24 protein-coding genes are annotated in these 25,384 nt (G+C 64.5%); 13 read left to right on the top strand and 11 right to left on the bottom strand.

Annotated elements, in window-relative coordinates; translation table 11 throughout:
• Positions 1-16 precede the first annotated feature (16 nt).
• A complete protein-coding gene (locus ABIB80_RS34190) occupies positions 17-2,149 on the top strand; it encodes a type I secretion system permease/ATPase (RefSeq protein ID WP_007591959.1) in 2,133 nt (710 codons plus the stop codon).
• Positions 2,136-3,590 (top strand): HlyD family type I secretion periplasmic adaptor subunit, encoded by a 1,455-nt coding sequence (locus ABIB80_RS34185; RefSeq protein ID WP_007591957.1) that lies wholly within the window; start codon positions 2,136-2,138, stop codon positions 3,588-3,590. The genes ABIB80_RS34190 and ABIB80_RS34185 overlap by 14 nt, the downstream gene beginning before the upstream one ends.
• Positions 3,591-3,746: 156 nt before the next feature.
• On the opposite strand, the gene ABIB80_RS34180 is transcribed toward ABIB80_RS34185, so the two are convergent.
• From ABIB80_RS34180 to ABIB80_RS34170, 3 genes are all read right to left on the bottom strand, one after another.
• A complete protein-coding gene (locus ABIB80_RS34180) occupies positions 3,747-5,609 on the bottom strand; it encodes an ABC-F family ATP-binding cassette domain-containing protein (RefSeq protein WP_007591956.1) in 1,863 nt (620 codons plus the stop codon).
• Between the two features lie 71 nt (positions 5,610-5,680).
• Positions 5,681-5,854 carry a hypothetical protein gene (locus ABIB80_RS34175; protein WP_007591955.1) on the bottom strand — a complete coding sequence of 58 codons (174 nt, stop codon included), beginning with the start codon at positions 5,852-5,854 and terminating at the stop codon, positions 5,681-5,683.
• 219 nt (positions 5,855-6,073) lie between these two features.
• Complete coding sequence (locus tag ABIB80_RS34170) at positions 6,074-6,328, bottom strand: hypothetical protein (protein ID WP_007591954.1); 255 nt, start codon at positions 6,326-6,328, stop codon at positions 6,074-6,076.
• A 310-nt stretch (positions 6,329-6,638) separates the two neighbouring features.
• Here ABIB80_RS34170 and ndk point away from each other — a divergent pair, with 310 nt between their 5' ends.
• The gene (ndk, locus tag ABIB80_RS34165; protein WP_007591953.1) at positions 6,639-7,061 is read left to right on the top strand and encodes a nucleoside-diphosphate kinase; all 423 of its coding nucleotides are present in this window, start codon (positions 6,639-6,641) and stop codon (positions 7,059-7,061) included.
• Between the two features lie 44 nt (positions 7,062-7,105).
• Positions 7,106-7,966 carry a TerC family protein gene (locus ABIB80_RS34160; protein ID WP_007591952.1) on the top strand — a complete coding sequence of 287 codons (861 nt, stop codon included), beginning with the start codon at positions 7,106-7,108 and terminating at the stop codon, positions 7,964-7,966.
• 59 nt (positions 7,967-8,025) lie between these two features.
• Here the strand turns inward: ABIB80_RS34160 and ppx are convergent, their stop codons facing one another.
• From ppx to ABIB80_RS34140, 4 genes are all read right to left on the bottom strand, one after another.
• Positions 8,026-9,528, bottom strand: a complete 1,503-nt coding sequence (ppx, locus tag ABIB80_RS34155) for an exopolyphosphatase (RefSeq protein WP_007591950.1) — start codon at positions 9,526-9,528, stop codon at positions 8,026-8,028.
• Between the two features lie 15 nt (positions 9,529-9,543).
• Positions 9,544-11,736, bottom strand: coding sequence for an RNA degradosome polyphosphate kinase (locus tag ABIB80_RS34150; RefSeq protein ID WP_007591948.1), 2,193 nt, complete (start codon positions 11,734-11,736; stop codon positions 9,544-9,546).
• Positions 11,737-11,864: 128 nt separating this feature from the next.
• The gene (locus ABIB80_RS34145) at positions 11,865-12,542 is read right to left on the bottom strand and encodes a P-loop NTPase family protein (RefSeq protein ID WP_007591946.1); all 678 of its coding nucleotides are present in this window, start codon (positions 12,540-12,542) and stop codon (positions 11,865-11,867) included.
• Positions 12,543-12,657: 115 nt separating this feature from the next.
• On the bottom strand, positions 12,658-13,200 hold the full coding sequence (locus ABIB80_RS34140) for a CDP-alcohol phosphatidyltransferase family protein (RefSeq protein WP_027517558.1): 543 nt from the start codon (positions 13,198-13,200) through the stop codon (positions 12,658-12,660).
• A 155-nt stretch (positions 13,201-13,355) separates the two neighbouring features.
• Here ABIB80_RS34140 and purM point away from each other — a divergent pair, with 155 nt between their 5' ends.
• Both purM and purN read left to right on the top strand, forming a co-directional pair.
• Positions 13,356-14,429, top strand: a complete 1,074-nt coding sequence (gene purM, locus ABIB80_RS34135) for a phosphoribosylformylglycinamidine cyclo-ligase (protein ID WP_007591942.1) — start codon at positions 13,356-13,358, stop codon at positions 14,427-14,429.
• Positions 14,429-15,082 carry a phosphoribosylglycinamide formyltransferase gene (gene purN / locus ABIB80_RS34130; protein ID WP_007591940.1) on the top strand — a complete coding sequence of 218 codons (654 nt, stop codon included), beginning with the start codon at positions 14,429-14,431 and terminating at the stop codon, positions 15,080-15,082. Before purM ends, purN begins: the two co-directional genes overlap by 1 nt.
• A gap of 95 nt (positions 15,083-15,177) precedes the next feature.
• Here purN and ABIB80_RS34125 read toward each other — a convergent pair whose 3' ends face one another.
• Entirely contained in the window at positions 15,178-15,384 is a 207-nt protein-coding gene (locus ABIB80_RS34125) for a cold-shock protein (protein WP_007591938.1), read from the bottom strand.
• A 377-nt stretch (positions 15,385-15,761) separates the two neighbouring features.
• On the opposite strand from ABIB80_RS34125, the gene ABIB80_RS34120 reads away from it, so the two are divergent.
• Positions 15,762-16,928 carry an autotransporter outer membrane beta-barrel domain-containing protein gene (locus tag ABIB80_RS34120; RefSeq protein WP_007591933.1) on the top strand — a complete coding sequence of 389 codons (1,167 nt, stop codon included), beginning with the start codon at positions 15,762-15,764 and terminating at the stop codon, positions 16,926-16,928.
• 79 nt (positions 16,929-17,007) lie between these two features.
• Here the strand turns inward: ABIB80_RS34120 and ABIB80_RS34115 are convergent, their stop codons facing one another.
• Complete coding sequence (locus tag ABIB80_RS34115; protein ID WP_007591923.1) at positions 17,008-18,048, bottom strand: LysR family transcriptional regulator; 1,041 nt, start codon at positions 18,046-18,048, stop codon at positions 17,008-17,010.
• 71 nt (positions 18,049-18,119) lie between these two features.
• Here ABIB80_RS34115 and ABIB80_RS34110 point away from each other — a divergent pair, with 71 nt between their 5' ends.
• The 5 genes from ABIB80_RS34110 to ABIB80_RS34090 all read left to right on the top strand — a co-directional run bounded on the left by ABIB80_RS34110 (position 18,120) and on the right by ABIB80_RS34090 (position 21,675).
• Positions 18,120-18,737 (top strand): hypothetical protein, encoded by a 618-nt coding sequence (locus ABIB80_RS34110; protein ID WP_007591921.1) that lies wholly within the window; start codon positions 18,120-18,122, stop codon positions 18,735-18,737.
• Positions 18,724-19,344 carry a GNAT family N-acetyltransferase gene (locus ABIB80_RS34105; protein ID WP_007591919.1) on the top strand — a complete coding sequence of 207 codons (621 nt, stop codon included), beginning with the start codon at positions 18,724-18,726 and terminating at the stop codon, positions 19,342-19,344. Before ABIB80_RS34110 ends, ABIB80_RS34105 begins: the two co-directional genes overlap by 14 nt.
• Before the next feature lie 25 nt (positions 19,345-19,369).
• On the top strand, positions 19,370-19,933 hold the full coding sequence (locus ABIB80_RS34100; protein WP_007591916.1) for an isochorismatase family protein: 564 nt from the start codon (positions 19,370-19,372) through the stop codon (positions 19,931-19,933).
• A gap of 30 nt (positions 19,934-19,963) precedes the next feature.
• Positions 19,964-20,134, top strand: coding sequence for a hypothetical protein (locus tag ABIB80_RS34095; RefSeq protein ID WP_007591915.1), 171 nt, complete (start codon positions 19,964-19,966; stop codon positions 20,132-20,134).
• A gap of 158 nt (positions 20,135-20,292) precedes the next feature.
• On the top strand, positions 20,293-21,675 hold the full coding sequence (locus ABIB80_RS34090) for an aspartate aminotransferase family protein (protein ID WP_007591914.1): 1,383 nt from the start codon (positions 20,293-20,295) through the stop codon (positions 21,673-21,675).
• Between the two features lie 188 nt (positions 21,676-21,863).
• On the opposite strand, the gene rnd is transcribed toward ABIB80_RS34090, so the two are convergent.
• Together rnd and ABIB80_RS34080 are read right to left on the bottom strand one after the other, a co-directional pair.
• The gene (rnd, locus tag ABIB80_RS34085; RefSeq protein ID WP_007591909.1) at positions 21,864-23,015 is read right to left on the bottom strand and encodes a ribonuclease D; all 1,152 of its coding nucleotides are present in this window, start codon (positions 23,013-23,015) and stop codon (positions 21,864-21,866) included.
• A 373-nt stretch (positions 23,016-23,388) separates the two neighbouring features.
• Positions 23,389-24,288 (bottom strand): LysR family transcriptional regulator, encoded by a 900-nt coding sequence (locus ABIB80_RS34080; RefSeq protein WP_007591906.1) that lies wholly within the window; start codon positions 24,286-24,288, stop codon positions 23,389-23,391.
• Between the two features lie 103 nt (positions 24,289-24,391).
• Between ABIB80_RS34080 and ABIB80_RS34075 the strand changes: the two genes are divergently transcribed.
• The coding region (locus ABIB80_RS34075; protein ID WP_354129080.1) for a zinc-dependent alcohol dehydrogenase family protein at positions 24,392-25,384 on the top strand (993 nt) is incomplete at its 3' end.

The following is a 25,384-nucleotide window of genomic DNA, read 5'->3' as shown; positions in this document are numbered from 1 at the left end:
GGCCCGGAGAACGCTCATGATGACCAACGCGGTCTCCTCCGATACGGGGCTCGATGCGTTGCTGACGCTGCTGCATCTGCAAGGTGTTGCGGCCGATCGCGCGCAGCTCAGGCACCGGCTGGGCGCGGCAAGCTTCGGCGCAGCGGATATCGTCCGCTGCGCCAGGTCTCTCGGACTTAAAGCCAGAACCTATCGCACACAGTGGAGCCATCTGTCGGACACTCCGCTGCCTGCGATCGCAATGCTGCGGGACGGCGGCTTCATGGTCATCGCAAAGGCCTCCGCCGACAAGGTGCTGGTGCAGTCTCCGGAGGCGCAGCGCCCGGTGCTGATGGATCGCGACGAGCTGTGCGCGATCTGGGACGGCGGCTTGATCCTGATGGTCCGGCGCGCCGGGCTGTCAGACCTCGGACGGCATTTCGATATCACCTGGTTCATCGGCGCGATCGGCAAATACCGGCGGCTGCTGGGCGAGGTGCTGGCGGCTTCGTTCTTCCTCCAGCTTTTTGCGCTGGTCTCGCCGCTGTTCTTCCAGGTCGTGATTGACAAGGTGCTGGTACACCGCTCGCTGTCTACGCTCGACGTTCTCGTCATCGGCCTCGTCGTCGTCTCCCTGTTCGACACCGTGCTCGGGATCCTGCGCAATTACCTGTTTGCGCACACGACCAACCGCATCGACGTGGAGCTCGGGGCACGTCTGTTTCATCATCTGCTGGCGCTGCCGATGGCCTGGTTTCAGGCCAGGCGCGTCGGCGATTCCGTGGCGCGGGTCCGTGAGCTCGAGAACATCCGCAATTTCATCACCAGCTCGTCGTTGACGCTTCTCATCGACATGGTCTTCACCTCGGTGTTCCTCGCGGTGATGTTCGCCTATTCGGCGCAGATGAGCTTCATCGTGCTGGCGTCGTTCCCGTTTTACATCGCGATCTCGGCCGTGGCGACGCCGCTGTTTCGCCGCAGGCTGGACGAGAAATTCCGCCGCGGCGCCGAGAACCAGGCTTTCCTGGTCGAGAGCGTCAGTGGTATCGAAACGCTGAAGGCGATGGCGGTCGAGCCGCAGATGCAGCGTCGCTGGGAAGAGCAGCTCGCCGGTTATGTCTCGGCGAGCTTCGGTGTCACCAGCCTCGGCAACACGGCAAGCCAGCTCGTGCAGCTCGTCAGCAAAGTCGTCACTGCCGGCATTCTCTATGTCGGCGCCAGGCTGGTGATCGGTGACGCCTTGACCGTCGGCGAGCTCGTGGCCTTCAACATCTTCGCGGGGCGGGTGTCAGCCCCGGTGCTGCGGCTCGCGCAAGTCTGGCAGGATTTTCATCAGGCGCGGCTGTCGATCGCGCGGCTCGGCGACATCCTCAACAGCGCGGCGGAGCCGGCTTACTCCGCCGCCCGCGCGGGGCTGCCGCCGATCCGGGGCAACATCCGCTTCGAGCACGTCTCCTTCCGCTACCGCCTCGATGGGCCGGAGATCCTGCACGATGTCTCATTCGACATTCCAGCCGGACAAACCGTCGGCATCGTCGGATCGTCCGGCTCGGGCAAAAGCACCTTCGCCAAGCTGGTGCAGCGGCTCTACGTTCCGCAAGGCGGCCGCGTGCTGGTCGACGGAATGGATCTGATGACGACCGACCCGGCCGGGCTCCGTCGGCAGATCGGAATCGTGCTCCAGGACAACATGCTGTTCAACCGGTCGGTGCGCGACAACATCGCGCTGGCCGATCCGAGCCTGCCGATGGACCGCATTATCGACGCGGCGAAGCTGGCGGGCGCGCATGATTTCATTCTGGAGCTCCCCGAGGGCTACGATACGGTGGTCGGCGAGCGCGGCTCAACGCTCTCGGGCGGGCAGCGCCAGCGCATCGCGATCGCCCGCGCGCTGGTGGGCAATCCCCGGATCCTGATCTTCGACGAAGCCACCAGCGCGCTCGACTATGAAAGCGAGCGGATCATCCATGACAACATGAAGGAGATCGCGAAAGGCCGCACGGTCCTGATCATCGCGCACCGTCTGTCCACCGTCCGCGGCGCCGATCGCATCTTCACCCTGGAACGCGGCCGTCTGGTCGAGGACGGCACGCATGATGCGCTGATCAAGACCGGCGGGCGCTATGCCGCCCTGCATCGTCTCCAGGGAGGCATTTATGAGGTCGGCTAGCGCTGTGCCGGCCGCTCGGCCGGAGCAGACCGTGATCCCGTTCCGGAATGGAAAGGGGCGGGGCGCCGAGGAAGTCGCCTTCCTGCCGGCGGCGCTGGAAATCACGGAAACACCGCCATCGCCGATCGGCCGCGCCATCGCCATGGTCCTGATGCTGCTTGTCTGCGCGGCGATGGCCTGGTCGGCCTGGGGCACGATCGACATCGTGGCCTCCGCAACCGGCAAGGTCGTGTCGAGCGGGCGAAGCAAGGTGGTCCAGCCGTTCGAGACCGGCGTGGTGCGCGCCATTCACGTGCAGGACGGCCAATCGGTCAAATCGGGCGACCTGCTGATCGAGCTCGATCCGACCGTGAACGCCGCGGAGCGCGATCGTCTGCACGACGATCTCATGGCCGAGCGGCTCAACGTCGCGCGCCTCCGCGCCGCATTGGCAGGCGGCGAAGAGGTGTCCGCCGATCTCGTCGTACCAGAGGACGCCGATCCCATGCTGGTCGCGACGCAGCGACAGCTCCTCGCCAATCAGGTCAGCGAGAACAGGGCCAAGCTCGCGGCGCTGGCGCGTCAGGAAGCGCAGAAGGAGGCCGAACATCAGACGATTGCGGCGACGATTCACAAGCTTGATGCGTTGCTGCCGGTCACCCAGCAGCGTGTCGAGATTCGCAAGACGCTGATGGAGAAGGAGATCGGCTCGAAGCTGACCTACTATGAGACCCTCCAGCTCCAGATCGAGCAGCAGGAGGAGCTTCGCGTCCAGAGCAGCCGCTTGAAGGAGGCCGAGGCGGCCGTCGCCGCGATCCGGGAGACTCGCATCCAGGCCTTGGCCGAGTACAGGAAAAGTCTCTCCGACGAGCTTGCCAAGAGCGAACAGAAGGCCAATGGCGTCGCACGCGATCTGATCAAGGCGCAGCAGAGGACGAGGCTTCAGCAACTGACGTCGCCGGTCGACGGCGTCGTGCAGCAGCTCGCGGTCCACACTGTGGGCGGCGTGGTCACGCCCGCGCAGTCGCTGCTGGTGATCGTGCCGACCGATACGCGGCTCGAGATCGAGGCGATGATCTCCAACCGCGATATCGGATTTGTCGAGGCCGGGCAGGGCGCCGCCATCAAGATCGACACTTTCAATTTCACCCGCTACGGGCTTCTCGCAGGCCGGGTCGTGAGCGTCTCGCAGGACGCCATCATCCGCGACCGGCCGCAGGAGCGCGGGAGCGACCGTGCGCTCGCGACGCAACGCGACAGCAGCGAGCCCAGCGGGCAGGAGTTGAGTTACAGCGCCCGTATCTCGCTCGATCGCACCCGGATGCAGGTGGACGACCGCCTCGTCACCCTGTCGCCGGGAATGGCGGTGACCGTCGAGATCAGGACCGGTTCGCGCACCATCCTGAGCTACCTGCTATCGCCGCTGCAGCGTTACCGGCACGAGATCATGCGGGAGCGCTAGTTCCCACATGATGCTGACGAAGCTTCGCGAGACGCGCCGGCTCAGTCGGTGCGGCAAAGAACAGGTTATTGAACGGCTAATCACCAGGTAGCAAAATACCGGTACTGTGCATGGGGTTGTTTTTGCGATTTTGATGTCGGCCCGGTCGCGGAGGCGTCAGCCCGCCGCCTCGTCGAACTGCGTGCTCGCCTCGAGCCACTGCTCCTCGGCACGTGCCAGCGCGTCGGCCGCATTGGCGCGTGCTTTCGACAGTTGGGCGGCCTGCTTGGGGTCGCGGCTGAAGATGTCGGGCAGGGCGAGCGCGGTGTCGATCTTGCTGATGATCTCGCTGACGCGGGCGATCTCGGTTTCTGCTTCCGCGATGCGTTTCTTCAGCGAGCCGCGATTGTCCGATCTCGGACGCTGCGGCTTCTCGCTCACCGCGCTGCGTTCGCGCGGCGCGGGCTCGCCATTGCGCGCGGACAGCACCAGGCGGCGATATTCGTCGAGGTCGCCGTCGTAATTGGTCACGGTGCGGTCGGCGACGATCCAGAGTTGATCGGCGCAGGACTCGATCAGATAGCGGTCGTGCGAGACCATGATGACCGCGCCGGGGAATTCGTTGATCGCTTCCGCAAGCGCTGCGCGGCTGTCGATGTCGAGATGGTTGGTCGGCTCGTCCAGGATGATCATGTTGGGGCCGAAGAAGGTCGCAAGTCCCAGCAGGAGCCGCGCCTTCTCGCCGCCCGACAATTTTCCGACCTTGGTGTCGGCCGCCTTGCCGGAGAATCCGATGGCGCCGGCGCGGGCGCGTACTTTCGCTTCGGGCGCCTCGCCCATCAGCTTGCGGACGTGGTCGTAGGTCGAGGCATCCTCGTTCAATTCGTCGAGCTGGTGCTGCGCGAAATAGGCAATCGAGAGCTTGTCGGCGCGGGTCACTTTGCCCGAGAATGGAGCGAGGCGCCCGGCGAGCAGTTTCACCAACGTCGACTTGCCGTTGCCATTGGAGCCGAGCAGCGCGATGCGGTCGTCATTGTCGACGCGCAAGGTGACGCGGTTCAGCACGGGCGTGTTCGGATCGTAGCCGACCACGACGTTGTCGGCGGCGATGATCGGCGGCGACAGGATCTTCTCGGGCGCGGGAAAGCTGATCTCGCGCACGTCCTGGGTGACCAGCGCCGTGATCGGCTTCAGCCGTTCCAGCATTTTCACACGGGACTGCGCCTGGCGGGCTTTCGAGGCTTTGGCCTTGAAGCGGTCGACAAAGGCTTGCAGGCGCGCGCGTTCGGCTTCCTGGCGCTTGACCGCTTTGGCATCGAGCATCTCGCGCATGGCGCGTTGCTCTTCGAACGAGGAGTAGGTGCCTTTGTAAAGCGTGAGCTTGCCGCGCTCCAGATGCAGGATCTGGTCGACCGAGCTTTCCAGCAGGTCGCGGTCGTGGCTGATCACGATCACCGTGCGCGGATAATGGGCGAGGTGATCCTCGAGCCACAGCGTGCCCTCGAGGTCGAGATAGTTGGTGGGCTCGTCGAGCAGCAACAGGTCGGGCGCCGCGAACAGCGTTGCGGCAAGCGCGACGCGCATGCGCCAGCCGCCGGAGAATTCGGCGCAGGGGCGGAGCTGGTCGGCGGCGGAGAAGCCGAGGCCGGAAAGGATGGCGGCGGCACGGCTCGGTGCCGAATGCGCGTCGATGTCGACCAGCCGGGTCTGGATCTCGGCGATCCGATGCGGATCGGTCGCGCTCTCGGCCTCGGTGAGCAGCGCGTCGCGTTCGAGGTCGGCCTTGAGCACGACCGAGATCAGGCTCTCGGGGCCGTTCGGCGCTTCCTGCGCGAGGCTGCCGACGCGCCAACGAGGCGGCAGGGTCACCGTGCCGTGCTCGGCCGCGAGCTCGCCGCGGATCACCTTGAACAGGGTCGATTTGCCGGTGCCGTTGCGACCGACCATGCCGACGCGCGATCCGGGCGTGATCTGCACGGAACTCTGGTCAATCAGAAGGCGTCCGGCGAGGCGGATGGAGAGGTCGGTGATGGAGAGCATGCGGCCTTGTCACCGCACCCGCGATCAAACGCAACCCGTTTTTCCGTGTCCGCAAGCCGGTGCGTGTCAACTCAGTGCGAATCGCGCTCGCGCTGCTTCAGCTCATTGAGGAGTTGCTCGAGGTGCGTCGGCAGCCTGGCTTCGGGCCGCAGGCTCTGCTGGAGCCGTTCGGCCACGGCATCGGAGATCGAGCGGCTGGTGCGCCGGTCGATTTGCTCGCTGTCATTGGCAAAAGGGCCAGCCATCGCAGGGTTCCGTGTTCTCAAAGAAGCAACACGGTACCAAGTCCTTGGCCCCCAAATGGTTTCGCCACTCGCGGCGATTGCGCGGCATTCTAGCAAAAATTGTGTGAAGCCGCGCAATGTCCCCCTCCGAATACAAAGCCCCGGCGCTGGGGGACGCCGGGGCTTCGCTTGGAAGGTACCTTGGGGGGCTCAGGTACCTTTGGAAAGGTGCTGTCGGGCTCAGTAGCAGCGGTTGATCATCCGCCAGCGGGGTCCCCAGGGGGTCGGGACCAGCCGGCGCACATAGCAGCCGCCATAGCCGTAGGAGACGGGGGCATAGAAGCGCGGGCCACCCCAGCCGTAACCGTGATGCCAGCCGCCGCCGCCGTGCCAGCCCCAGCCGCCACCATGCCAGTGCGCAGAGGCGGAGGTCGGTGCCAGCGCGGCACCAAGCGCAACCGCGGCAACGGCGGCGAGCGAAAGTTTCCTCAACATGGTGATCTCCTCAAAACTGCCGACGCGGGGCTATCGCGTCGATGGAAAGGCCGCCGAAACGGTCCGCCTCGGGAGGAGGCTTTGGTTTCGATGGACCTGAGGTTATCCGAGCGAGGCTGAACCAAACCCTGACGAGGCCTTCAGATTGGGTTCATTTAGGTGAAATCGTCGTAATCCATGTTGGCATTCTGACTCCTGGCCTGCGGCCAAGCGCCCGCGAGGCGGTTTTGGCGGTCGCTTGCCGTATGGCGAAGGCGCCGATATAAGCCCGGCAACTCCGAACCACCGTTTTCTCTTCAAGGACAAGATCATGGCCATCGAACGCACCTTCTCGATCATCAAGCCCGACGCCACAGCGCGTAACCTCACCGGTGCGGTTAACGCCGTGATCGAGAAGGCGGGCCTGCGCATCGTCGCGCAGAAGCGCATCCGCATGACCAAGGAACAGGCCGAGACCTTCTATGCGGTCCACAAGGCGCGCCCCTTCTTCGGTGAGCTCGTGGACTTCATGACGTCGGGCCCCGTGGTGGTCCAGGTGCTGGAAGGCGAGGGTGCCGTCTCCAAGTATCGCGACGTGATGGGGGCGACCGATCCGTCCAAGGCGGCTGACGGCACCATCCGCAAGCTCTACGCCAAGTCGATCGGTGAGAACTCCGCGCACGGTTCGGATGCGCCGGAGACCGCCGCGATCGAGATCGCGCAATTCTTCTCGGGCAACGAGATCGTCGGCTGATCCGTCAGCCGATCAGGTAACGAGACGCGGCGAAAGGACGTAGTGTGAACTGGCTCTGGCAGATCTTCGATCCCGCTACGATCGGGGCATTCTTCACCCAGTTCCGCGTTGAGATGGCCGAACCGACCTTCTGGGTCGCGGTCGGCAAGATCATCTGGATCAACATCCTCTTGTCCGGCGACAATGCGCTGGTGATCGCGCTCGCCTGCCGCGGCCTCAAGCCGCGGCATCGGCTGTGGGGCATGATCCTGGGTGCCGGCGCCGCGGTGGTGCTGCGGATCATCTTCACGGGCATCGTCGCGAGCCTGATGGAGCTGCCGTACCTCAAGCTGGTCGGCGGTCTTGCGCTGATCGTGATTGCGGCAAAGCTGCTGGTGCCGGAACAGGAGGACGAGGACGGCGTGGAGTCGGCTTCGCATCTGTGGCAGGCCGTGCAGATCGTCGTCGTCGCCGACATCGTCATGAGCCTGGACAACGTCATTGCGGTGGCCGCGGCCGCCAATGGCAGCGCGCCCTTGCTGGTGCTCGGTCTTGCCATCAGCGTGCCCTTGATCGTCGCCGGTGCGGCGCTGATCATGGCGCTGCTCGCAAAGCTGCCGGTTCTGGTGTGGGCCGGCGCGGCGCTGCTCGGCTGGATTGCGGGCGAGGTGATCGCTACCGATCCCGGCATCGCGCCGAGGCTGCACACGCTGTTCGACGGTCCGTTCGGCGCCTCGCTCGACAACGTGCTCAGCGCCTTGCGCATCCCGCCGCAATTCGCCCATGGCGGCGGAGGCGGCGAATATCTGTGCGCAGCTCTCGGCGTCGTCGTCGTGCTGGCCGTCGGCTCCATCTGGCGCCGGCGCAGCATGAGCGCGGCCGCGCTGGAGTCCTCCGAGCGCCACGCCAAGGCCTCGGCGGAATAGGCTTATCTTTCGAGCATAATCTTTTCGGAAAAGCGCTTCAGGCTTTTCCGGATCATGCGCTAGCGCCGCACGATCGAGCCGGCGCGGTTGATCAGGCGGGCGAGCGCGCGGAAGCGGCTGCCGACGCGATCCGCGACGAGATCGCCGAGGCGGTGCTCGAACACCAGCAACAGCTTGCGGCCCACGCTGCGGAAATGCGTCGCGGGCAAGACGCCCGGACGCGCCGCCGAGATCAGATGCGCAACGCGGAAGGCCGCGCCGAGTAGGCGGGCGCGTTCGAGTTGCGCCGGCGTCAGCAGCTCCTGCATGGCGACCGGCGGCTGGTTCTCCTCGCTGAGCCCCGCATAGCGATAGAACACGGACAGGCCGACGAAGGCGCGCTCGGTGTGGGTGATCGCGCCGAAATTGCCGTTGACGACGAGGCTCAGCGTCTGCTCGCCGCGATGATCGGGATGCACCCGCCAGCCGATGTCGGACAACAGGCACGCGGCGTGGCGCAGACGGCGGTCCTCCTCGGTCTCGCGCAGCTTCACCACGCGCGCGAGGCGGTCGGTCCAGGCGATCAACTCGCGCGCGTGCTTTGCCGAACGAGACAGCAGCTGGTTCAGCTCCTCGGCCGCGCAGATCAGTCCGTCCTTGTTGCGTTCGGACTCCGGCAGCTTCTCGTGCAGCAGGCCCTCGCGCACGCCGAAGGTCGAGAACACGATGGTCTTCGGCTTCGCCACCCGGATGATGTGCTCGAGCACCAGTGCCGCATAGGTGAGGAGCGGGCGCCGGGCGTCGGCGACGATCTCGATGTCTGCAAGCATGCCGGCGGCCGCAAGCCGGCGGAGACGTCGGGAAAAATCGAGCGCCTCGGCAGCCGAAATCGAATAGCCGTGCATCACCTGGAGCGGGTAGCCGCTCTGGATGATGTGGATGCGCGCCAGCGCGCGCCAGGTACCGCCGACGGCGTAGAAGCTGCGGCCGCTCCCGGCCTTGAGCTGCGGCACCCCGTCGAGCGCTTCGCGCACGATGCGGTCGGCGCGTTTCAGGGATTTATGCGCGAGGTCCTGCAGCGCGAGGCCGCCGAGTGGCAGCGTCACGCCGCTGCGCACCGTGTTTTTGCGCACGTCGATCAGTTCGAGCGAGCCGCCGCCGAGGTCGCCGACGATGCCGTCGGGATGATGGATGCCGGAGATCACGCCAAGCGCCGACAGCCGCGCCTCGCGCGGGCCCGACAGGATCTCGATCTTCACCGCGCAGATGCGCTCGGCTTTCGCGATGAAGTCGGGGCCGTTGGAGGCGTCGCGGCAAGCGGCGGTCGCAATCGCAAACACCCGCCCGACCTGCATCACCCGGCACAGCGCACGGAAGCGCTTGAGCGAGGTCAGTGCCTTGTCGACGGCGTCGGGCGCTAGCAGGCCCGTGCTCTGCACCTCGCGCCCGAGCCCGCACAGCGTCTTCTCGTTGAAGATCGGAATCAGGCTCCGCGTCAGTCCCTCGTAGACGACGAGACGGACCGAGTTGGAGCCGATGTCGATGACCGCGACGCTCGAGCCGCGCTTGCGCGGCCGCTTCACGTCGACGATCCCGGATCAGGATTGATGACGTTCATTACGGCGCGTGAGGCGGCGCGGCGAGGATTCCTTGAGCGACTTACCACGGCCAGACAGACTCGGATTGGTCATGAAGTAGTTGTGGACGTTGAAAGGCTCCTCGCCCTTCGCGGTCTTCATACGCGTTGAGGACCCGTCCGGCAACAATTGCCAGCTCTGTTCATTGTCCTTGAGATTGGCGACCATGATCTGTTCGAGAACCTGCTGATGCACCGTGGGATTTTGCAGCGGACACAGCACCTCGACGCGGCGGTCGAGATTGCGCGGCATCATGTCGGCCGAGGAGATATACACAGCCGCTTTCGCGCTCGGCAGGCCCTGGCCCATGCCGAAGCAGTAAATTCGGCCGTGTTCGAGGAATCGTCCGATGATCGACTTGACGCGGATGTTCTCCGACAGGCCGGGAATGCCGGGCCGCAGGCAGCAGATACCGCGCACCACAAGCTCGACCTGCACGCCGGCCTGTGAGGCCTCGTAGAGCGCGTCGATAATGTCGGGGTCGACCAGCGCGTTCATCTTCATCCAGACCGCACCGGGCCGGCCGTGGCGCGCATGCGCGGTCTCGCCCTGGATGTGCTCGATGATGCGCTTGCGCAAGGTCAGCGGCGAGACCGCCATCTTTTCAAGATCGCTCGGCGCGGCATAGCCGGTGATGAAGTTGAACACGCGGGCGGCATCGCGGCCGATGGTCGGGTCCGAGGTGAAGTAGGAGAGGTCGGTGTAGATGCGCGCGGTCACCGGGTGGTAATTGCCGGTGCCGGTGTGGACGTAAGTCGTGAGGCTGCCGCCCTCGCGGCGCACCACCATCGACAATTTCGCGTGGGTCTTCAGTTCGAGGAAGCCATAGACGACCTGCACGCCGGCGCGCTCGAGGTCGCGTGCCCAGCGGATGTTGGCCTCCTCGTCGAAGCGGGCCTTCAGCTCGATCAGCGCGGTGACGGATTTGCCGGCTTCGGCAGCTTCCACGAGCGCCCGCACGATCGGCGAGTTGCTCGAGGTGCGGTAGAGCGTCTGCTTGATGGCGACGACGTCGGGGTCGCGCGTCGCCTGCTGGAGAAACTGCACCACGACGTCGAAGGATTCATAGGGGTGATGAACGACGAGATCCTTCTGCCGGATCGCAGCGAAGATGTCGCCGCCTTGCTCGCGCACGCGCTCGGGATGGCGGGGCACGTAAGGGGTGAATTCCAGATCGGGCCGGTCGAGGCGGGTGAGCTGCGAGAGCTCGTTCATGGCGAGCACGCCATCGACCAAAAACACCTCGTCGTCGGCGGTCGACAGCGCGTGCTGTACGAAGCTGCGCAGCTGCTCCGGCATCTTGGCATCGATCTCGAGCCGGATCACCGAGCCGCGGCGGCGGCGCTTCAGCGCGGTCTCGAACAAGCGGACGAGATCCTCGGCCTCTTCCTCGATTTCGAGTTCGGAGTCGCGGATGACACGGAAGGCGCCCTGGCCGTGAAGATTGTAGCCGGGGAACAGGCGGTTGATGAATAGCGCGGTGGCCTGCTCCAGCGAGATCAGCCGGACTATCTTGCCCTCGGCCGGCAGGCGGATGAAGCGGTCGATCTTGCCGGGCATGCGGATCAGCGCGTTCATCTGCTTGCCGTCGGCGGCGCGCGTGAGCTGGAGCGCGATGGTGAAGCCGAGGCTCGGAATGAACGGGAAGGGGTGGGCCGGGTCGATCGCGAGCGGTGTCAGCAGCGGGAACACGTTGCTGAGGAAGTAGTCCTCGACCCAGGTTCGTTCCGCTTTGGTGACTTCCTTGCCCTCGACCAGCACGATGCCCTCGTCGGCGAGCGTGCCGCGCAGGTCGCGCCAGATTGCCTGCTGGTCGGAGGCAAGCTGCGAAACGGTCCGGTTGATGAGCGCGAGCTGCTCGGACGGCGTCAGACCGTCGGGGCTGCGCTCGGCAATGCCCTCGCGCACCTGGGCCTTGATGCCGGCGACGCGGACCATGAAGAACTCGTCGAGGTTATTCGCTGAAATCGACAGGAATCGCACCCGCTCCAGCATGGGGTGGCTGGGATTGACCGATTCCTCCAGGACGCGGCGGTTGAAGTGCAGCCAGGAGAGCTCGCGATTGATGAACCGCTCGGGGCTCGATGCGATCGCCGGCGGGCCTTCGGCTTCCGGGGCTTTCTCTTTAACTTCAACAGCTTGCGCAGAATCCATCAGAAGTCGATCCATCCAGTTCGCCCCAATTTGCGACTTACGCGCAAAACCCGCGGGAGCATGTGTTAGAGCGATGACGTTTCGATGACATTGATGTTCCGCGGCCCGGCCGCGTCAAGCCGCCTTGGTCAGACATCCCGGAGCAGCTCGGCCGCCAGGGCCCGGGTGACGGGGCGGCCGAGGCGCAGGGCCTCGCTGTCCAGCAGGTCCACAGCCCGTCGGGCGGCGGCCGAGGACCGCTCCAGGCGAGTGGCGAGGTAGCTGACCACGCTCTCGTCCATGGCGAGCTGGCGGTCGGCGCAGAATTTGACGATCAGGCCGCGGAAGAGCTGGTCGTCAGGCGGCAGCAGCGAGATAACGGGGACAGCGCGGAGCCGCGAGCGCAGGTCGGCGAGCTCGATCTCGAGAGAGGCGGGCGCCTCGCGTCCGGTGAAGAGGACGTAGGCGCCGTCCTCGCGGGCCAGATTCATCAGATGGAACAGGGCGCGCTCATCGCATTCCCTCGCCTTGGGATCCTCGACCACCAGCGCGCCGGTGGCGAGCGCAGCCGGGACGGCTTCGGCGGTCAGCCCATTGGCCGTGGTCGAGCGGGCGCCTGAGGCCTCGGCCCAGATCGCGGCGAGATGGCTCTTGCCGCTTCCTTCCGGGCCGGCCAGCCACATGATCCGGTTCGGCCATTCCGGCCAGGCGTCGATGAGGGCAAGACCGGCGGCGTTGACGGGGCCCTCAAGGAAATTGTCCCGGCTCAGGCTCTCCGCATGCGGAAGCGAAAACGCCAATTGTCGGGGATGAACGCGGCCTGGCACGCTTGCTTTGCTCCGTGCCGGCGTGCCGGCTTCGTTAGAAGAGATGCCACTTAATCGAGCGGGAGTTGGCCTTTTGCGGGGCCGCTTCCCAACTCATTTGGCCTCGATCGTGCTGCTACTTGGCCTCGATCGTGCTCATGTGCCGCAACCATTCGACGAGATAGAGCGACACGGAGGAGAGCGTGAAGATCGTGACGAGGCCCATCAGGATTATATCATAAGGACCGGCTTTGAAGCCGAAGGCGAGGGCGGCCAGCACCAGCGCTGCGAACGCCACCTGGGCCACAGTGTTGAGCTTGGATACCTTCGAGGGCTTCATCTCCACAGGGCGGTCGAACAGCCACGATATGATCACGGCGGCGACGATCATGATGTCGCGCGAGACCACCAGGATGACGATCCAGCGCGGAATCGCGCCCCAGATGCCCAAGGCCATGTAGATCGAGACCAGCAGCGCCTTGTCGGCGAGCGGGTCGAGCAAGGCGCCGAGCTCGCTCGTCATGTTGAAGCGCTTGGCAAGGAAGCCGTCGACCGCGTCGCTGATACCGGCGATCAGGAAGACGGCGAACGCCACCTCCATTTGGCTCGACACGATGGCCCAGACGATGATCGGGACCAGCATGATGCGGCCCAAAGTAATGATGTTCGGTATACTCACACGGCGCTTCCCGGCACCCGGCCTGACCTCGAATTCGGCCCTTTGCAGGCTGAACCGGTTGATATCTCTACATAGTATACGGCGGCGCGCCATGCGAGCCATTGCGCGTCCCCGGAATTCGACGTAACCAGCCGCAAACCCACTGGAAATCGGGCATGACCGACCGCAAAAACGGCCTCACTTACGCCGATTCAGGCGTCGATATCGATGCGGGCAACCGCTTGGTCGACCTGATCAAGCCGATGGTGCGCGCCACCGCACGGCCCGGCGCCGACGCCGAAATCGGGGGATTCGGCGGCCTATTCGATCTCAAGGCCGCCGGTTTCAAGGATCCCATCCTGGTGGCCGCGACCGATGGCGTCGGCACCAAGCTCAAGATCGCGATCGAGACCGGCCTGCATGGCGGGATCGGCATCGACCTCGTCGCCATGAGCGTCAACGACCTCGTGGTGCAGGGCGCCGAGCCGCTGTTCTTCCTGGACTATTTTGCCTGCGGCAAGCTCGATCCGGAGGCGACCGCGTCGATTGTCGCCGGCGTCGCCGAAGGCTGCCGCGAATCCGGCTGCGCCCTGATCGGCGGCGAGACGGCCGAGATGCCCGGCCTCTACAAGGACGGCGACTACGACCTCGGCGGCTTTGCCGTCGGCGCCGCCGAGCGGGGCACGCTCCTGCCGCGCAAGGACATCGCCGCCGGCGATGCCGTGATCGGGCTCGCTTCGTCGGGCGTGCACTCCAACGGTTTCTCGCTGGTGCGCAAGATCGTGGAACAATCCGGCCTCGGCTTCGGGGCGCAGGCGCCGTTTGCGCCCGTCATGACGCTCGGCGGCGCGTTGCTGACGCCGACGCGTCTCTACGTCAAATCCTGCCTGCGCGCGATCCGCGAGACCGGCGCGGTGAAGGGGCTTGCCCACATCACCGGAGGCGGCTTCACCGACAACATTCCGCGCGTGCTGCCGAAGCATCTCGGCGTCGGTATCGATCTGGCGCGCCTGCCAGTGCTGCCGGTGTTCAAATGGCTGGCCGCGCAGGCCGGCATCGCCGAGCTCGAAATGTTGCGGACCTTCAATTGCGGGATCGGCATGATCGCAATCGTCGAGCCGGACAAGGTCGAAGAGGTCGTCGAGGTCTTCGCCGATGCCGGTGAGACCGTGGCACAGCTCGGCACTGTGATCCCGGCTGAGGGCGAGCACCGCGTCGTCTATAACGGCCATCTCGATCTGGCGCTGTGATGAAACGCCGCGTCGCCATCCTGATTTCCGGCCGTGGCTCCAACATGGCTGCGCTGATCAAGGGCGCGGCCGCGCCGGATTTTCCGGCGGAGATTTCGCTCGTCATCTCGAACAAGGCCGATGCGCAGGGGTTGGAAAGGGCCAAAGCGAGCGGCGTGAAGACGCTGGTGATCGAAAGCAAGCCGTTCGGCAAGGACCGCGCCGGCTTCGAGAAGGTGCTGCAAGCAGCGCTCGATCAGCACGGCATCGAGCTGATTTGCCTCGGCGGCTTCATGCGCCTGTTCACGGCCGAATTCACCAAGGCCTGGTACGGGCGGATGCTCAACATCCATCCCTCGCTGCTGCCATCGTTCCCCGGTCTCGACCCGCACGGCCAGGCGTTGCGCGCCGGCGTCAAGCTGTCCGGAGCGACAGTGCACTTCGTGATCCCCGAGACCGACGCCGGTCCAATCGTGATGCAGGGCGCCGTTCCCGTCAGCGACCACGACACGGCGGACACGCTGTCGGAGCGTATCCTCGAAGTCGAGCACCGCATCTATCCCGCAGCACTGAGCCTGCTCGCGACGGGCAAGGTCCGGATCGAGGGCGATGTGTGCAAGACCGCGGGCAGCGGGCCGTCGGAGAACTTTCTGGTTGCGCCGTTGGTGCGGTGAAGCGCCGTCGCACTCGGAATACTTTCATCCCAAACAAAAACCCCCGGCAGAGCCGGGGGCAACGTCATGATCTCTTGCGCAGACCGCGAGAGCAATCAGGAAACCTTGAGGTTCTCCGCGGATGCCTTGCCGCGGTTCTCCACGAGGTCGTATTCGACCACTTGATTTTCATTAAGGGTCGAGAGTCCGGCGCGCTCGACGGCGGAGATGTGGACGAAGACGTCCTTATCACTGCCGTTCGGCTTGATGAACCCATAGCCCTTGGTCGGGTTGAACCATTTGACGGTGCCCTTTTGCGGCATCCTCAGTCTCCTCCGCTAGATACAAAAACGACGCGGCCGCTTTTCGCGTGCCACGCCACAAACGGGCCTCCGGTAGTCTGTTCGAGTCTTGAGTTCAATGTCGCGAAACGCACAGTCGAGCGGCCAATTCCGATTGTGTCCGATATTGCAACATGAAAATCGCCCGTTAGCAAGCCGCGCGCGAATTTCAAGAGCCCGACCGGAGCGCCCGTCCGCAATTTGCGACCTGTGGCCGCGGAACCACAATCGGAAGCAATGCCTTTGCCTGGACGCGCCAGCCGGTTGACCCTCAGTAACAGTTCGGCACAAATCGCGGCACGCGTGCGCCGCTCCTGTTGCATTTTTGCGCGCCGCCCTTTGCTTCGGGATTTGTCGCCATGTGCTGCACGTCGCAGCCCTCAGAGACACGGCAGGCGATCAGGCTGAACCGCGTCCGTTGGATCGCGGCTGCCGCGGCGTTTGCGCTCATCATGGTACTGTCGACGACATCAGGCTTTGCGCAAAGTCCGACGCCTACGCCTACGCCTACGCCTACGCCGACCCCGACACCCACGCCGTCACCGACGCCGATTCCGATGCCGACCGCGACCAATTACGACCAGTCGGCCGGCAACAGCGCGCTCAATCTCGGCTCGAATTTCCTGGAGCGGCTCGGCAGCCAGGCTTCTGGCGGCGTCAACCGGGCGTTCCGGACCAATCCCGGCGGCGGCGGCGCATCGGCGGGCGCGGAAGATCCGCGCTACCGTACCTGGTTCGAGGGCTACGGCATCTCGGTCCGGACGGATGCGCAAGGAGACTTTGTCGGCGACAAGCGCAAGACGTTTGGCGGTGTCGCAGGTTTCGGCGCGCGGCTCGCGCCGGGTGTCAATCTCGGCTTCTCCGTCGACCAGAGCCACACCGACATCGACGTGCCGCTCGCACTTCAGTCCGCGACGCTGGACCTGACGCAACTCGGCTTCAGCGGCTCGGTCGACAAGGGTCCCTGGACCTGGGCGTTCGCGGTGGTGCACGGCTTCGGCAAGGTCCGCTCCAGCCGGGACACCGGCCTGGGACTTGCGACCGCGGGTTATCGCGCCGCAGTCGACGGCGCGCTGACCGAGATCAGCTATTACTGGACCAAGGATCAGATGCGCATCGTGCCCAAGGGTGCACTGGAATATGTCCGCGCCACTAGCGTCGCGTTCCAGGAGGTTGGCGGCCTCGATCCACTCAATGTCGGCTCGACTGCGCTCTCGCGCGCGCGCGTCATGATCGGAGCCGAGATTGGACGCTACTTCATCTTCGACCAGAAGATCCTGGACCTGTCCGCTTATGGCAAGTTCGTCGACAATTTCCATCAGAACCTGGGATCGGTGCAGGTCAGCCTCGGGACCCAGAGCATCGTCGTGCCCGGCATCGGCGAGAGCCGCTACGGCACGGATGCCGGCGCCTCGGCCTCGCTCAGCCTGACCAACACGGCGCGGCTCTACGTCAATTACGACGGCAAGTTCCGCAACGAGCTGACGTCGCACCAGGGCACGGTCGGCTTCGAACATCGATGGTGAGGCGAAGCCTGCCCGCGTCGGCCCAGAGGAGGATCCGGAAAACTGCGACGCGGTTTTACGAAAGGATCATGCTCGAGTTTTAAGTCGGCATTGCCGCGACATAGCCCGTCAATCCAAAACCCTCGCGCGCGGCCGTCATCATCGGCGCCAGCGCGTTCGGGTGGATGAACTCGTCGCGGAAACAGGGATGGATCTTTGGATCGAAGATTTTCTTCAACCAATCGACCACGATCTTGTGGCGCTCGGAGGCGCGGAACTCCTTGTGATAGGTGAGCCAGAGATCGGCGTGGTGGCTGACGCCGAGATCGACGGCGACGAGCGGGGCGCCGAGCGCGATCGAAACTGTCGGCAGGAATCCGATGCCGGCGCCGCGCTCCACCGCGTAGAGCACGCCGACCGAGGAATTGGTCTTGATCCCGACGATGCCCTCGAGCGACTTAAGTCCGAGCACGCGGGCATAAGCGCCGTCGTCGACCTGCGGAGCGCTCTGCTTGATGATGCGGTGGTTCTTCAGCTCGGCCAGGCTCGCCGGCACGCCGTAGAGGTTTTCGTACTCCTTGGACACGAAGGGATAGATGTGCAGCCGGCCGAGCTTGGCGACGATCAGATCGGGATTGGTCGGCGGCTCGAGCTGGATCGCGATATCGGATTCGAGCCGCGCGACGTCGGCCTGTTCCATCGCGCAGCGCAGGTCGACGGTGATCTTGCGATAGGTCTTCTGGAAGTCGATCAGTCGCGGCAGGATCCAGAAATTGCCGGGACCTTCGGTCACCGCGACCCGCACGGTGCCTGACATATCGTTCGACGATCGCGAGGCTCGCCGGAACACGTTGAAGGCATGACGCTCCATGTGCGCGACGTCGGCGATCATCGCGCTGCCTTCGTCGCTGAGCGTGAGCCCGCTCTGGTCGCGCAGGAACAGCTTGCAGTCGATGCTCTCTTCGAGCCGATCGATCCTGCGCATCAAGGTGGTGGAGGTGAGCCCGAGCTCCTCGGCGGCGTTGCGGAAACTTTTATATTTTGCGCAAGCTAAAAACAGTTTCAAATCGTCCCAGGACATGTCCAGGGCTTCTTCACGGTGCTGCATTATCGCAGCACCCCGGTGCAATAACTGCTGCATACGCCTGATCCCCAGCCGCTAAGCTCTTGGTCATAGCGGGGCACGAAAGCCGCGAACGATAGAGGGGTGACATGGGTATGGAAAGGGGCTCGTTTGCCGAAAGGCATGATTTCGACGCGCTGCCGCTCAGTCCGGATGTCGACGTCCGTCGTGCCCAATTTTCCGAAATCGCCGCGCTTTCGCAGCTGGCGCACCGGCTGGTGCCGGGCGTTCGGATCGGGGCGACTGAGCTTGCAAAATATTTCGCCTTCGATCCCGAGAGCATCCTGACTTTCAGCCGGAAGGGCAAGCTCGTCGGCGGCATGGCCTTCCTGTTTCTCAACGATCGCGGGCATGATGCGCTGCTGCTCGACGAGATCTGCCTCACCGCGCCCGAGACGTGCCATCTCGCGTCCGCGAAGGAAGACGTTTCCGCCATCTACATCTGGGCGATCGCGGCGACGGGGCGCGGCGTCGCCGGTCTCGGCAAGGCCGCGGCTCATCTTAGACAGCTAAGGTTTCGCAACGCGGATTGCTATGCGCAGCCGTCAACCGTGGCCGGACGCGATATCATGAAGGCGACAGGCTTCGAGCCTGTTCCAAGCTTCCAACCCGACCTCTGGTGCTACGAGCGGCCCTGGCATCGGCAGCCGATGCGCATGCCGGGCGCGATCATCCAAGCAAGGAGTTTTGCAGATGCACGGTACTAGGATTCCTCTCGCGAAGCCCGATTCCCGCGCCATCACCATTCGCCTCGCACGCGATCTCAGCGATCTCATGCTGGTCACCTCGATCCGCTCAGCCGTCTATCTCGCCGAGCAGGATTGCCCGTTCGACGAGGAGTTCGACGGGAACGACATGGTCGCCGCGCATTTCATCGGCTATGTCGGCAACGAGCCTGCGGGCTGTCTACGGGTGCGGTTCTTCGGCGATTTCGCCAAGGTGGAACGGCTTGCGGTGCGGCACCAATATCGGCGCTCGCGGGTCTCATTCAAGCTGGTACAGGCGAGCGTCGACTATGTGAAGCGCAAGGGCTTTCGCAAGATCTACGGCCAGGCGCAGGACCGGCTGGTCGATTTCTGGGCTCATTTCGGGGCCAAGCCGCTCGGTCACAATCGCAAGATCACCTTTTCCGACTTCTCCTACACGGAAATGCTGCTGGAGATCGAACCGGGCCCGGATGCCATTACGCTGGACAGCGATCCGTACGTGATCATCCGCCCCGAGGGCGATTGGGACCGGCCGGGCGTGCTCGACGCCTCGGCAGGACGGGCCGTGACGTCGCCGCTGCGGGACGTCGCGCTCGCTGGCCGTTGAAACTGCTGCAGCTGCGCGCAAACCCATGCTGGTTTCCGTCACAGACGATCCGCCGATCCTGGTCTGCGCGGATCTCCAGGTCGAATATCTGACCCCCGGACGTCGCCACGTCATCCTCGACGGCGATGCCGCCACGGCGCGCTGCGTGGAACTGCTGACGCTGTGGCGCGACAATCTCTGGCCGGTGATGCATCTGAAGCGCATCGCGCAGGCGGCCTGGTTCAATCCGGCATCCAGGCTGACCGATTGGATCGCGGAGGCGAAGCCGCGGCCGGGAGAAATGACGTTCGAGCACCCGCTGCCGTCAGCCTACAGTTCGTCGCGGTTTGTGGACTACATGTCCAATATCCGCAATGTCCGTTGCGTGCTCGCTGGCTTTTCCCTGGACGAAACTGTCTTGGCCACCGCTATCGACGGGTTTCACCGCAGCCATCGCTTCCAGGTGGTGGCCGACGCGGTGGCCTGCCGGCAGCCGGGGACAGGCGATGCTGCCGCCTACAAGCATGCAGTAGTGAATGTGATCGGGAATTTTGCTACAATCCAGTCCAGCGCCGAGCTGATCAGAACTAGCGGCGCCGTTGCGGTGTAGGCGGCCGCGATCGACGGATGGAGTGGGACATTGTCACGGGGAGATCAGCTCGAGGAGCTGGCAAGCGACCTGTCGCGTGCCGCCGAGGCGGCGCGCCGTCTTGGTCTGCCCACGACGGTGTATCTGCTCTCGATGGCGCTGGTGGAGGTGCGGGAGGCCGCTGCGGCCGATGGCGATGGGAATGACGACGGCGCGGCGTGACAGCTGCCCGATGTGCGGCTTTGTGCAACGCTGGTGAGCGCTTGCTGCCGACGAATTGACGTTGCAAGTTTTGCGCGGTGGCAATAGCCAAGGAGCTGGATCATCGAGTGATGACGCTGGCCGCGCCGGCGACGTGACGCTTTCAAGGATGCCCGCAAATGTCCATGTTGCCCAATTCGCAAGAGGCCCGGGATGTGGCCTATCAGCTCCATCCCTACACGAACGCGCGCGCCCATCAGCAGGCCGGTCCCCTGGTGATCGAGCGCGGCGAGGGCCCCTACGTGTTCGATGCGTCGGGCAAGCGCTATTTCGAGGCGATGGCAGGCCTGTGGAGCGTCGGGCTCGGCTTCAACGAGAAGCGGCTGGTCGACGCCGCGCACAAGCAGATGCTGGCGCTGCCATTCTATCATACCTTCTCCGCCAAATCGCACGGGCCCTCGATCGATCTCGCCGAGAAGCTGGTCGCGCTTGCGCCTGTGCCGATGAGCAAAGTGTTCTTCACCAACTCCGGCTCGGAGGCCAACGACACCGTTCTGAAGTTGATTGCCTATCGCTCCAATGCGCTCGGCCAGCCACAGCGCAAGAAGGTGATCAGCCGGATGCGCGCCTATCACGGCGTTACCATTGCGTCCGCCAGCCTCACCGGCCTGCCGAACAACCACCGCTCTTTCGACTTGCCGCTCCCGAACATCCTGCACACGGGCTCGCCGCATTTCTACAAGGACGGCGCGCCCGGGGAGAGCGAGGAAGCCTTCGCGACGCGGCGAGCCGAGGAGCTCGATGCGTTGATTCAGAAGGAAGGCCCGGACACGATCGCGGCGTTCTTCGGCGAGCCGGTGATGGGCGCGGGCGGCGTCATCGTGCCGCCGGCGACCTATTGGGACAAAATCCAGAAGGTGCTGAACAAATACGACATCCTGTTGGTCGCGGACGAGGTCATCTGCGGCTTCGGTCGCACCGGTAAGATGTTCGGCTGCGAAACCTACGGCATCAAGCCCGACGCGATCGTGGTCTCCAAACAGATCACCTCGAGCTATTTCCCGCTGTCGGCCATCATGATGAACGATCGCATGTTCGAGCCGATCGCCGATGAGAGCAACAAGATCGGCGTGCTCGGCCACGGCTTCACCGCGGGCGGCCATCCGGTCGGCTCGGCGATTGCGCTGGAGAATTTGAAGATCATCGAGGAGCGGGGACTGGTTGCGCACGCCGCCGAGCTCGGTGGCTACATGCAAGGCAAGCTGCGTGAACTCACCAGTCATCCGCTGGTCGGCGAGGTCCGCGGTGTCGGCATGATCGCAGCGATCGAACTGGTGCTGGATAAGGCGCGCAAGACCGCGGCGGCAACGCCGGGCGCCGTCGGCGGCATGGCCAGCCGCATGCTGCAGGAGCGCGGCGTGATCTCGCGCAACATGCTCGACGCCATCGCTATCTGCCCGCCGCTGATCGTCACCAAAGCTCAGATCGACGAGCTGGTCGCGGCGATTTCAGGTGTGCTTGATGACATGAAGCCGGAAGTGGCGAAGCTGACGCCGGCGTAAGGGAAGCGTCAATGCAGGCGGAGCGTTCCGCCGCACCCACCCTGTTGTCCCGGCGAAGGCCGGGACCCATACCGCGAGGTCTCTCGATGGGGATGGTAGGAGCCCCGAACGACGAGTCTTCGCCAAACTCTTCCCTGGGGTGATGGGTCCTGGCTTTCGCCAGGACGACGCTGGGGAGAGATGGCGGCCTATTCCGCCCGCTGAACCCCGATCACGCGGCCTTTCTCGACCGCCAGCGCCAGCTCGCCGCGCTTCAGTTTCAGTGCGGCCTCGCCGAACAGCTCGCGGCGCCAGCCGCGTAATGCCGGCACGTCGGCCTCGTCGTCGGCCGCGATCTCCTCGAGATCGTCGACGGTCGCAATCACCTTGCTGGCGACCGCATGGCGCTCCGCGGTCATGCGCAACAGCACCTTCAACAGCTCGACGATCGCGGCGCCATTGTTATTGTTGCGCGGCTTTTCCAGCTTCGGCAGCGTGGCGTGATCGCGCGCCAGGCCGCGCTCGACGGCGGCGACGATGTCGGCGCCCCATTTGGATTTCTCAAAACCCTTCGGCACCGAGCGCAGGTTCGCGAGCTTCTCGATCGTGTTTGGCGCGTGGGTCGCGATGTCGCTGACGGCCTCATCGCGCAGCACGCGGCCTCGCGGCACGTCGCGGCTTTGCGCCTCCTGCTCGCGCCAGGCGGCGACCTCCATCAGGACCGCGAGGTCCTTGGGCTTGCGCACCCGCGTCTTGAGCCGTTCCCAGGCGCGCTCGGGGTGGAAGTCGTAGGTCTTGGGCGAGGTCAGGACCTCCATCTCGATCGAGACCCATTCGCTGCGGCGGCGCTTCTTGAGGTCGGCATCGAGGGCTGCGAACACGTCGCGCAGATGCGTGACGTCGGACACGGCGTAGTGCATCTGCTCCTTGGTCAGCGGCCGGCGCGACCAGTCGGTGAAGCGGTGAGTCTTGTCCGGGCGGTGTCCGGTGACCTTCTCGACCAGCGCGTCGTAGGCGATGCTGTCGCCGTAGCCGAGCACCATGGCCGCGACCTGGGTGTCGAACACCGGATGCGGGATGATGCCCGCCTGATGCCAGATGATCTCGATGTCCTGCCGGGCGGCGTGGAACACCTTCAGCACGGCCTCATTGGCCATCAGCTCGAAGAACGGCTTGAGGTCGATGCCCGCCGCCAGGGTGTCGATGACGATCGCTTCCTCGGCGCTGGCCATCTGCACCACGCACAGCAGCGGGTAATAGGTGGTCTCGCGCAGGAACTCGGTATCGACGGTAATGACGGGGTGCTTGGCCAACCGGCTGCAGGCAGCCGCAAGGTCAGCGGTGGTGGTAATCAGATCCATGAACGGCCCATGACAAGTCCATCAGCCGTTCTGCCGAAAGCGCTGTGATGTCAAGGGGCTCGAAGCGAATTCGAGCCTTGCATTTGGGCCGGAATCGCATTTACCGACGAAAATCCTATTCGTAGCGGACCCGCCGGGAGGGTTTGCGCGTACAAGGCAGGGCCACCACGACCACGCACATGGCGACCAAGGCCAGTCCCAGGAACTCGAAAACCAACAGATCCACAGCAAAACCCCTCAGAAACATTGCTAAACTTGTCTGGGGCGAATTGAGGGTCTGTTAATTCTCGTGGTTACCGGCGGAAGGCCGGGCCGGATGGTGGACGCGGGGTTAACGGGCGCGCCATGCCGTGCAGCGTCGTGGCATCCGGCGTCAGGTCATGAGCTTCGGCAGGGCGGCCGCCAAGGCGTCCACGGCGGCGCGAACTTTCGGCGGCATCCGGGGCGAGCGGGGCCAGAGCGCATGGCAGTCGTAGAGGAATCCCGGCTGACCGCTCAACAGATTGATGAGTGTACCGGCGCGTAGGCGTTCGCGGACCAGCCAGTATGGCAGCCAGGCCAGTCCCATCCCCTGTGTCGCGGCATCCGCAATCGCATCGAGATCGTCGAACCTGAGCCTTCCCGCCGGCATGATTTCGCTCGGAGGCTGGCCCTTGCGGGGAAACAGCCACGGCCGGACGCGTCCGGAGCGGCGATAGATGATCGCCTGATGCTGGGCAAGATCGTCGAGCGATTTCGGCTTGCCGTTGGCGCGCAAATACGAGCGCGCGCCGCACACCACCATGCGCTGGCTTGCGATGCGCCGCGTCTTCAGGCCGGATTGATCGTGCAGATCGCCGGTCCGGATCGCAAGATCATAGCGGCCCTCGATGATGTCAGCGATCGGGTCGCCGAACGAGAGATCGAGCTCCAGATCGGGATATCGTCGCGCAAGCTTCATCAGCAAGGGGGCGATGCAGTGCCGGCCGAGCAGGGCGGGCATGGTCACGCGGAGCCGGCCACGCGGCTCGGACAATTCGTCGGAAGCGACGGCGTCGGCGGCCTCGGCTTCAGCGAGCACAGTGCGGCAGCGCTCGTAATAGGCTTGGCCCGTCTCGGTCAAGCTCTGGCGCCGTGTGGTGCGGTTGAGGAGGCGGACGCTCAGGCGCTCCTCGAGGAAACGAACGTGCTTGCCGACCATTGGCCCCGACATTTCGAGCGCATCGGCGGCGGCGGCGAACGAACCCACATCGACCGCCTTGACGAAGACGGCCATGCTGGTCAGGCGGTCCATGATTGCAAACTCCTGGTTTCGACTGTTCGCCCCTCTGAACCCTTTATCCAGTGCCGCCCGGTTGCCATAGCTCCATTCAATTCAATTGTTTTGGAGTGTGTTCATGGCGCGCGTCGTTCGCTTCCACAGACATGGTGGCCCCGAGGTGCTGCGCATCGAGACCGTCGACGTTGCGCCGCCAGGGAGGCGCGAGGTGCAGATCAGGGTCAAGGCCCTTGGGCTCAATCGTGCGGAAGCGCTCTTGCGGAAGGGGACCTATATCGAGACCGCGACGTTTCCGTCCGGCCTTGGTCTCGAGGCCGCGGGCATCGTCGAGGCGATCGGCGAAGCCGTGAGCGGCTTTTTGCCGGGCGAGGCCGTCAGCATCGTGCCGCCCGTGTCGATGGTGCGATGGCCCGCTTATGGCGAGCTCATAACGTTTCCGGCGGAGTTCGTCGTGAAGCACCCGCCCGAGCTCGGCTTCGACGCGGCGGCCGCGGTATGGATGCAATATCTAACGGCGTTCGGCGCTCTGGTCGATATTGCTGGGCTAAAGCGAGGGGAGGCGGTGGTTATTACGGCGGCGTCGAGCAGTGTCGGGCTTGCAGCAATTCAGATCGCGAACCGGATCGGTGCGATCCCGATTGCAGTGACGCGAACCTCGATCAAGCGGCAGGCCTTGCGCGATGCTGGCGCCGCCGACGTCATCGCCTCGGTGGAAGAGGACATCCGGTCGCGCCTGGAGGACATCGTCGGCTCAAACGGCGTTCGCGTGGTGTTCGATGCGGTCGGCGGCCCCATATTTGAGCCGCTCACCGCCGCGATGTCGCCGGGTGGCGTTCTCATCGAATATGGCGGCCTGAGCCCCGAGCCGACGCCATTTCCGCTTTTCAGCGTCCTGACCAAAAGCCTGACGCTACGCGGCTATCTCGTGCACGAGATCATCCGCGATCCCGCGCGGCTTGCTAAGGCGAAGACCTTCATCCTCGACGGGCTGCGGGACGGTGCATTGCAGCCGATCATCGCCAAAACGTTTCAGTTTGAGGAGATCGTCGAAGCGCATCGCTATCTGGAGTCAAACGAGCAGTTCGGCAAGATCGTGGTAACGATTGGAGGA

Source organism: Bradyrhizobium sp. i1.15.2 (genome assembly GCF_040548425.1).
Lineage (GTDB): Bacteria > Pseudomonadota > Alphaproteobacteria > Rhizobiales > Xanthobacteraceae > Bradyrhizobium > Bradyrhizobium canariense.
This window is presented reverse-complemented; position numbering and strand designations above follow the sequence as displayed.

Bases quoted from the DNA above. Each gene is read 5' to 3' on its own strand.
- ABIB80_RS34120 (WP_007591933.1), top strand. From the start codon at position 15,762: ATGTGCTGCACGTCGCAGCCCTCAGAGACACGGCAGGCGATCAGGCTG.
- ABIB80_RS34185 (WP_007591957.1), top strand. From the start codon at position 2,136: ATGAGGTCGGCTAGCGCTGTGCCGGCCGCTCGGCCGGAGCAGACCGTG.
- rnd (WP_007591909.1), bottom strand. From the start codon at position 23,015: ATGGATCTGATTACCACCACCGCTGACCTTGCGGCTGCCTGCAGCCGG.
- ABIB80_RS34190 (WP_007591959.1), top strand. From the start codon at position 17: ATGATGACCAACGCGGTCTCCTCCGATACGGGGCTCGATGCGTTGCTG.
- ABIB80_RS34125 (WP_007591938.1), bottom strand. From the start codon at position 15,384: ATGCCGCAAAAGGGCACCGTCAAATGGTTCAACCCGACCAAGGGCTAT.
- ABIB80_RS34115 (WP_007591923.1), bottom strand. From the start codon at position 18,048: ATGCAGCAGTTATTGCACCGGGGTGCTGCGATAATGCAGCACCGTGAA.
- purN (WP_007591940.1), top strand. From the start codon at position 14,429: ATGAAACGCCGCGTCGCCATCCTGATTTCCGGCCGTGGCTCCAACATG.
- ABIB80_RS34080 (WP_007591906.1), bottom strand. From the start codon at position 24,288: ATGGACCGCCTGACCAGCATGGCCGTCTTCGTCAAGGCGGTCGATGTG.
- ndk (WP_007591953.1), top strand. From the start codon at position 6,639: ATGGCCATCGAACGCACCTTCTCGATCATCAAGCCCGACGCCACAGCG.
- ABIB80_RS34180 (WP_007591956.1), bottom strand. From the start codon at position 5,609: ATGCTCTCCATCACCGACCTCTCCATCCGCCTCGCCGGACGCCTTCTG.
- ABIB80_RS34100 (WP_007591916.1), top strand. From the start codon at position 19,370: ATGCTGGTTTCCGTCACAGACGATCCGCCGATCCTGGTCTGCGCGGAT.
- ABIB80_RS34175 (WP_007591955.1), bottom strand. From the start codon at position 5,854: ATGGCTGGCCCTTTTGCCAATGACAGCGAGCAAATCGACCGGCGCACC.
- ABIB80_RS34150 (WP_007591948.1), bottom strand. From the start codon at position 11,736: ATGGATTCTGCGCAAGCTGTTGAAGTTAAAGAGAAAGCCCCGGAAGCC.
- purM (WP_007591942.1), top strand. From the start codon at position 13,356: ATGACCGACCGCAAAAACGGCCTCACTTACGCCGATTCAGGCGTCGAT.
- ABIB80_RS34090 (WP_007591914.1), top strand. From the start codon at position 20,293: ATGTCCATGTTGCCCAATTCGCAAGAGGCCCGGGATGTGGCCTATCAG.
- ABIB80_RS34105 (WP_007591919.1), top strand. From the start codon at position 18,724: ATGCACGGTACTAGGATTCCTCTCGCGAAGCCCGATTCCCGCGCCATC.
- ABIB80_RS34170 (WP_007591954.1), bottom strand. From the start codon at position 6,328: ATGTTGAGGAAACTTTCGCTCGCCGCCGTTGCCGCGGTTGCGCTTGGT.
- ABIB80_RS34110 (WP_007591921.1), top strand. From the start codon at position 18,120: ATGGGTATGGAAAGGGGCTCGTTTGCCGAAAGGCATGATTTCGACGCG.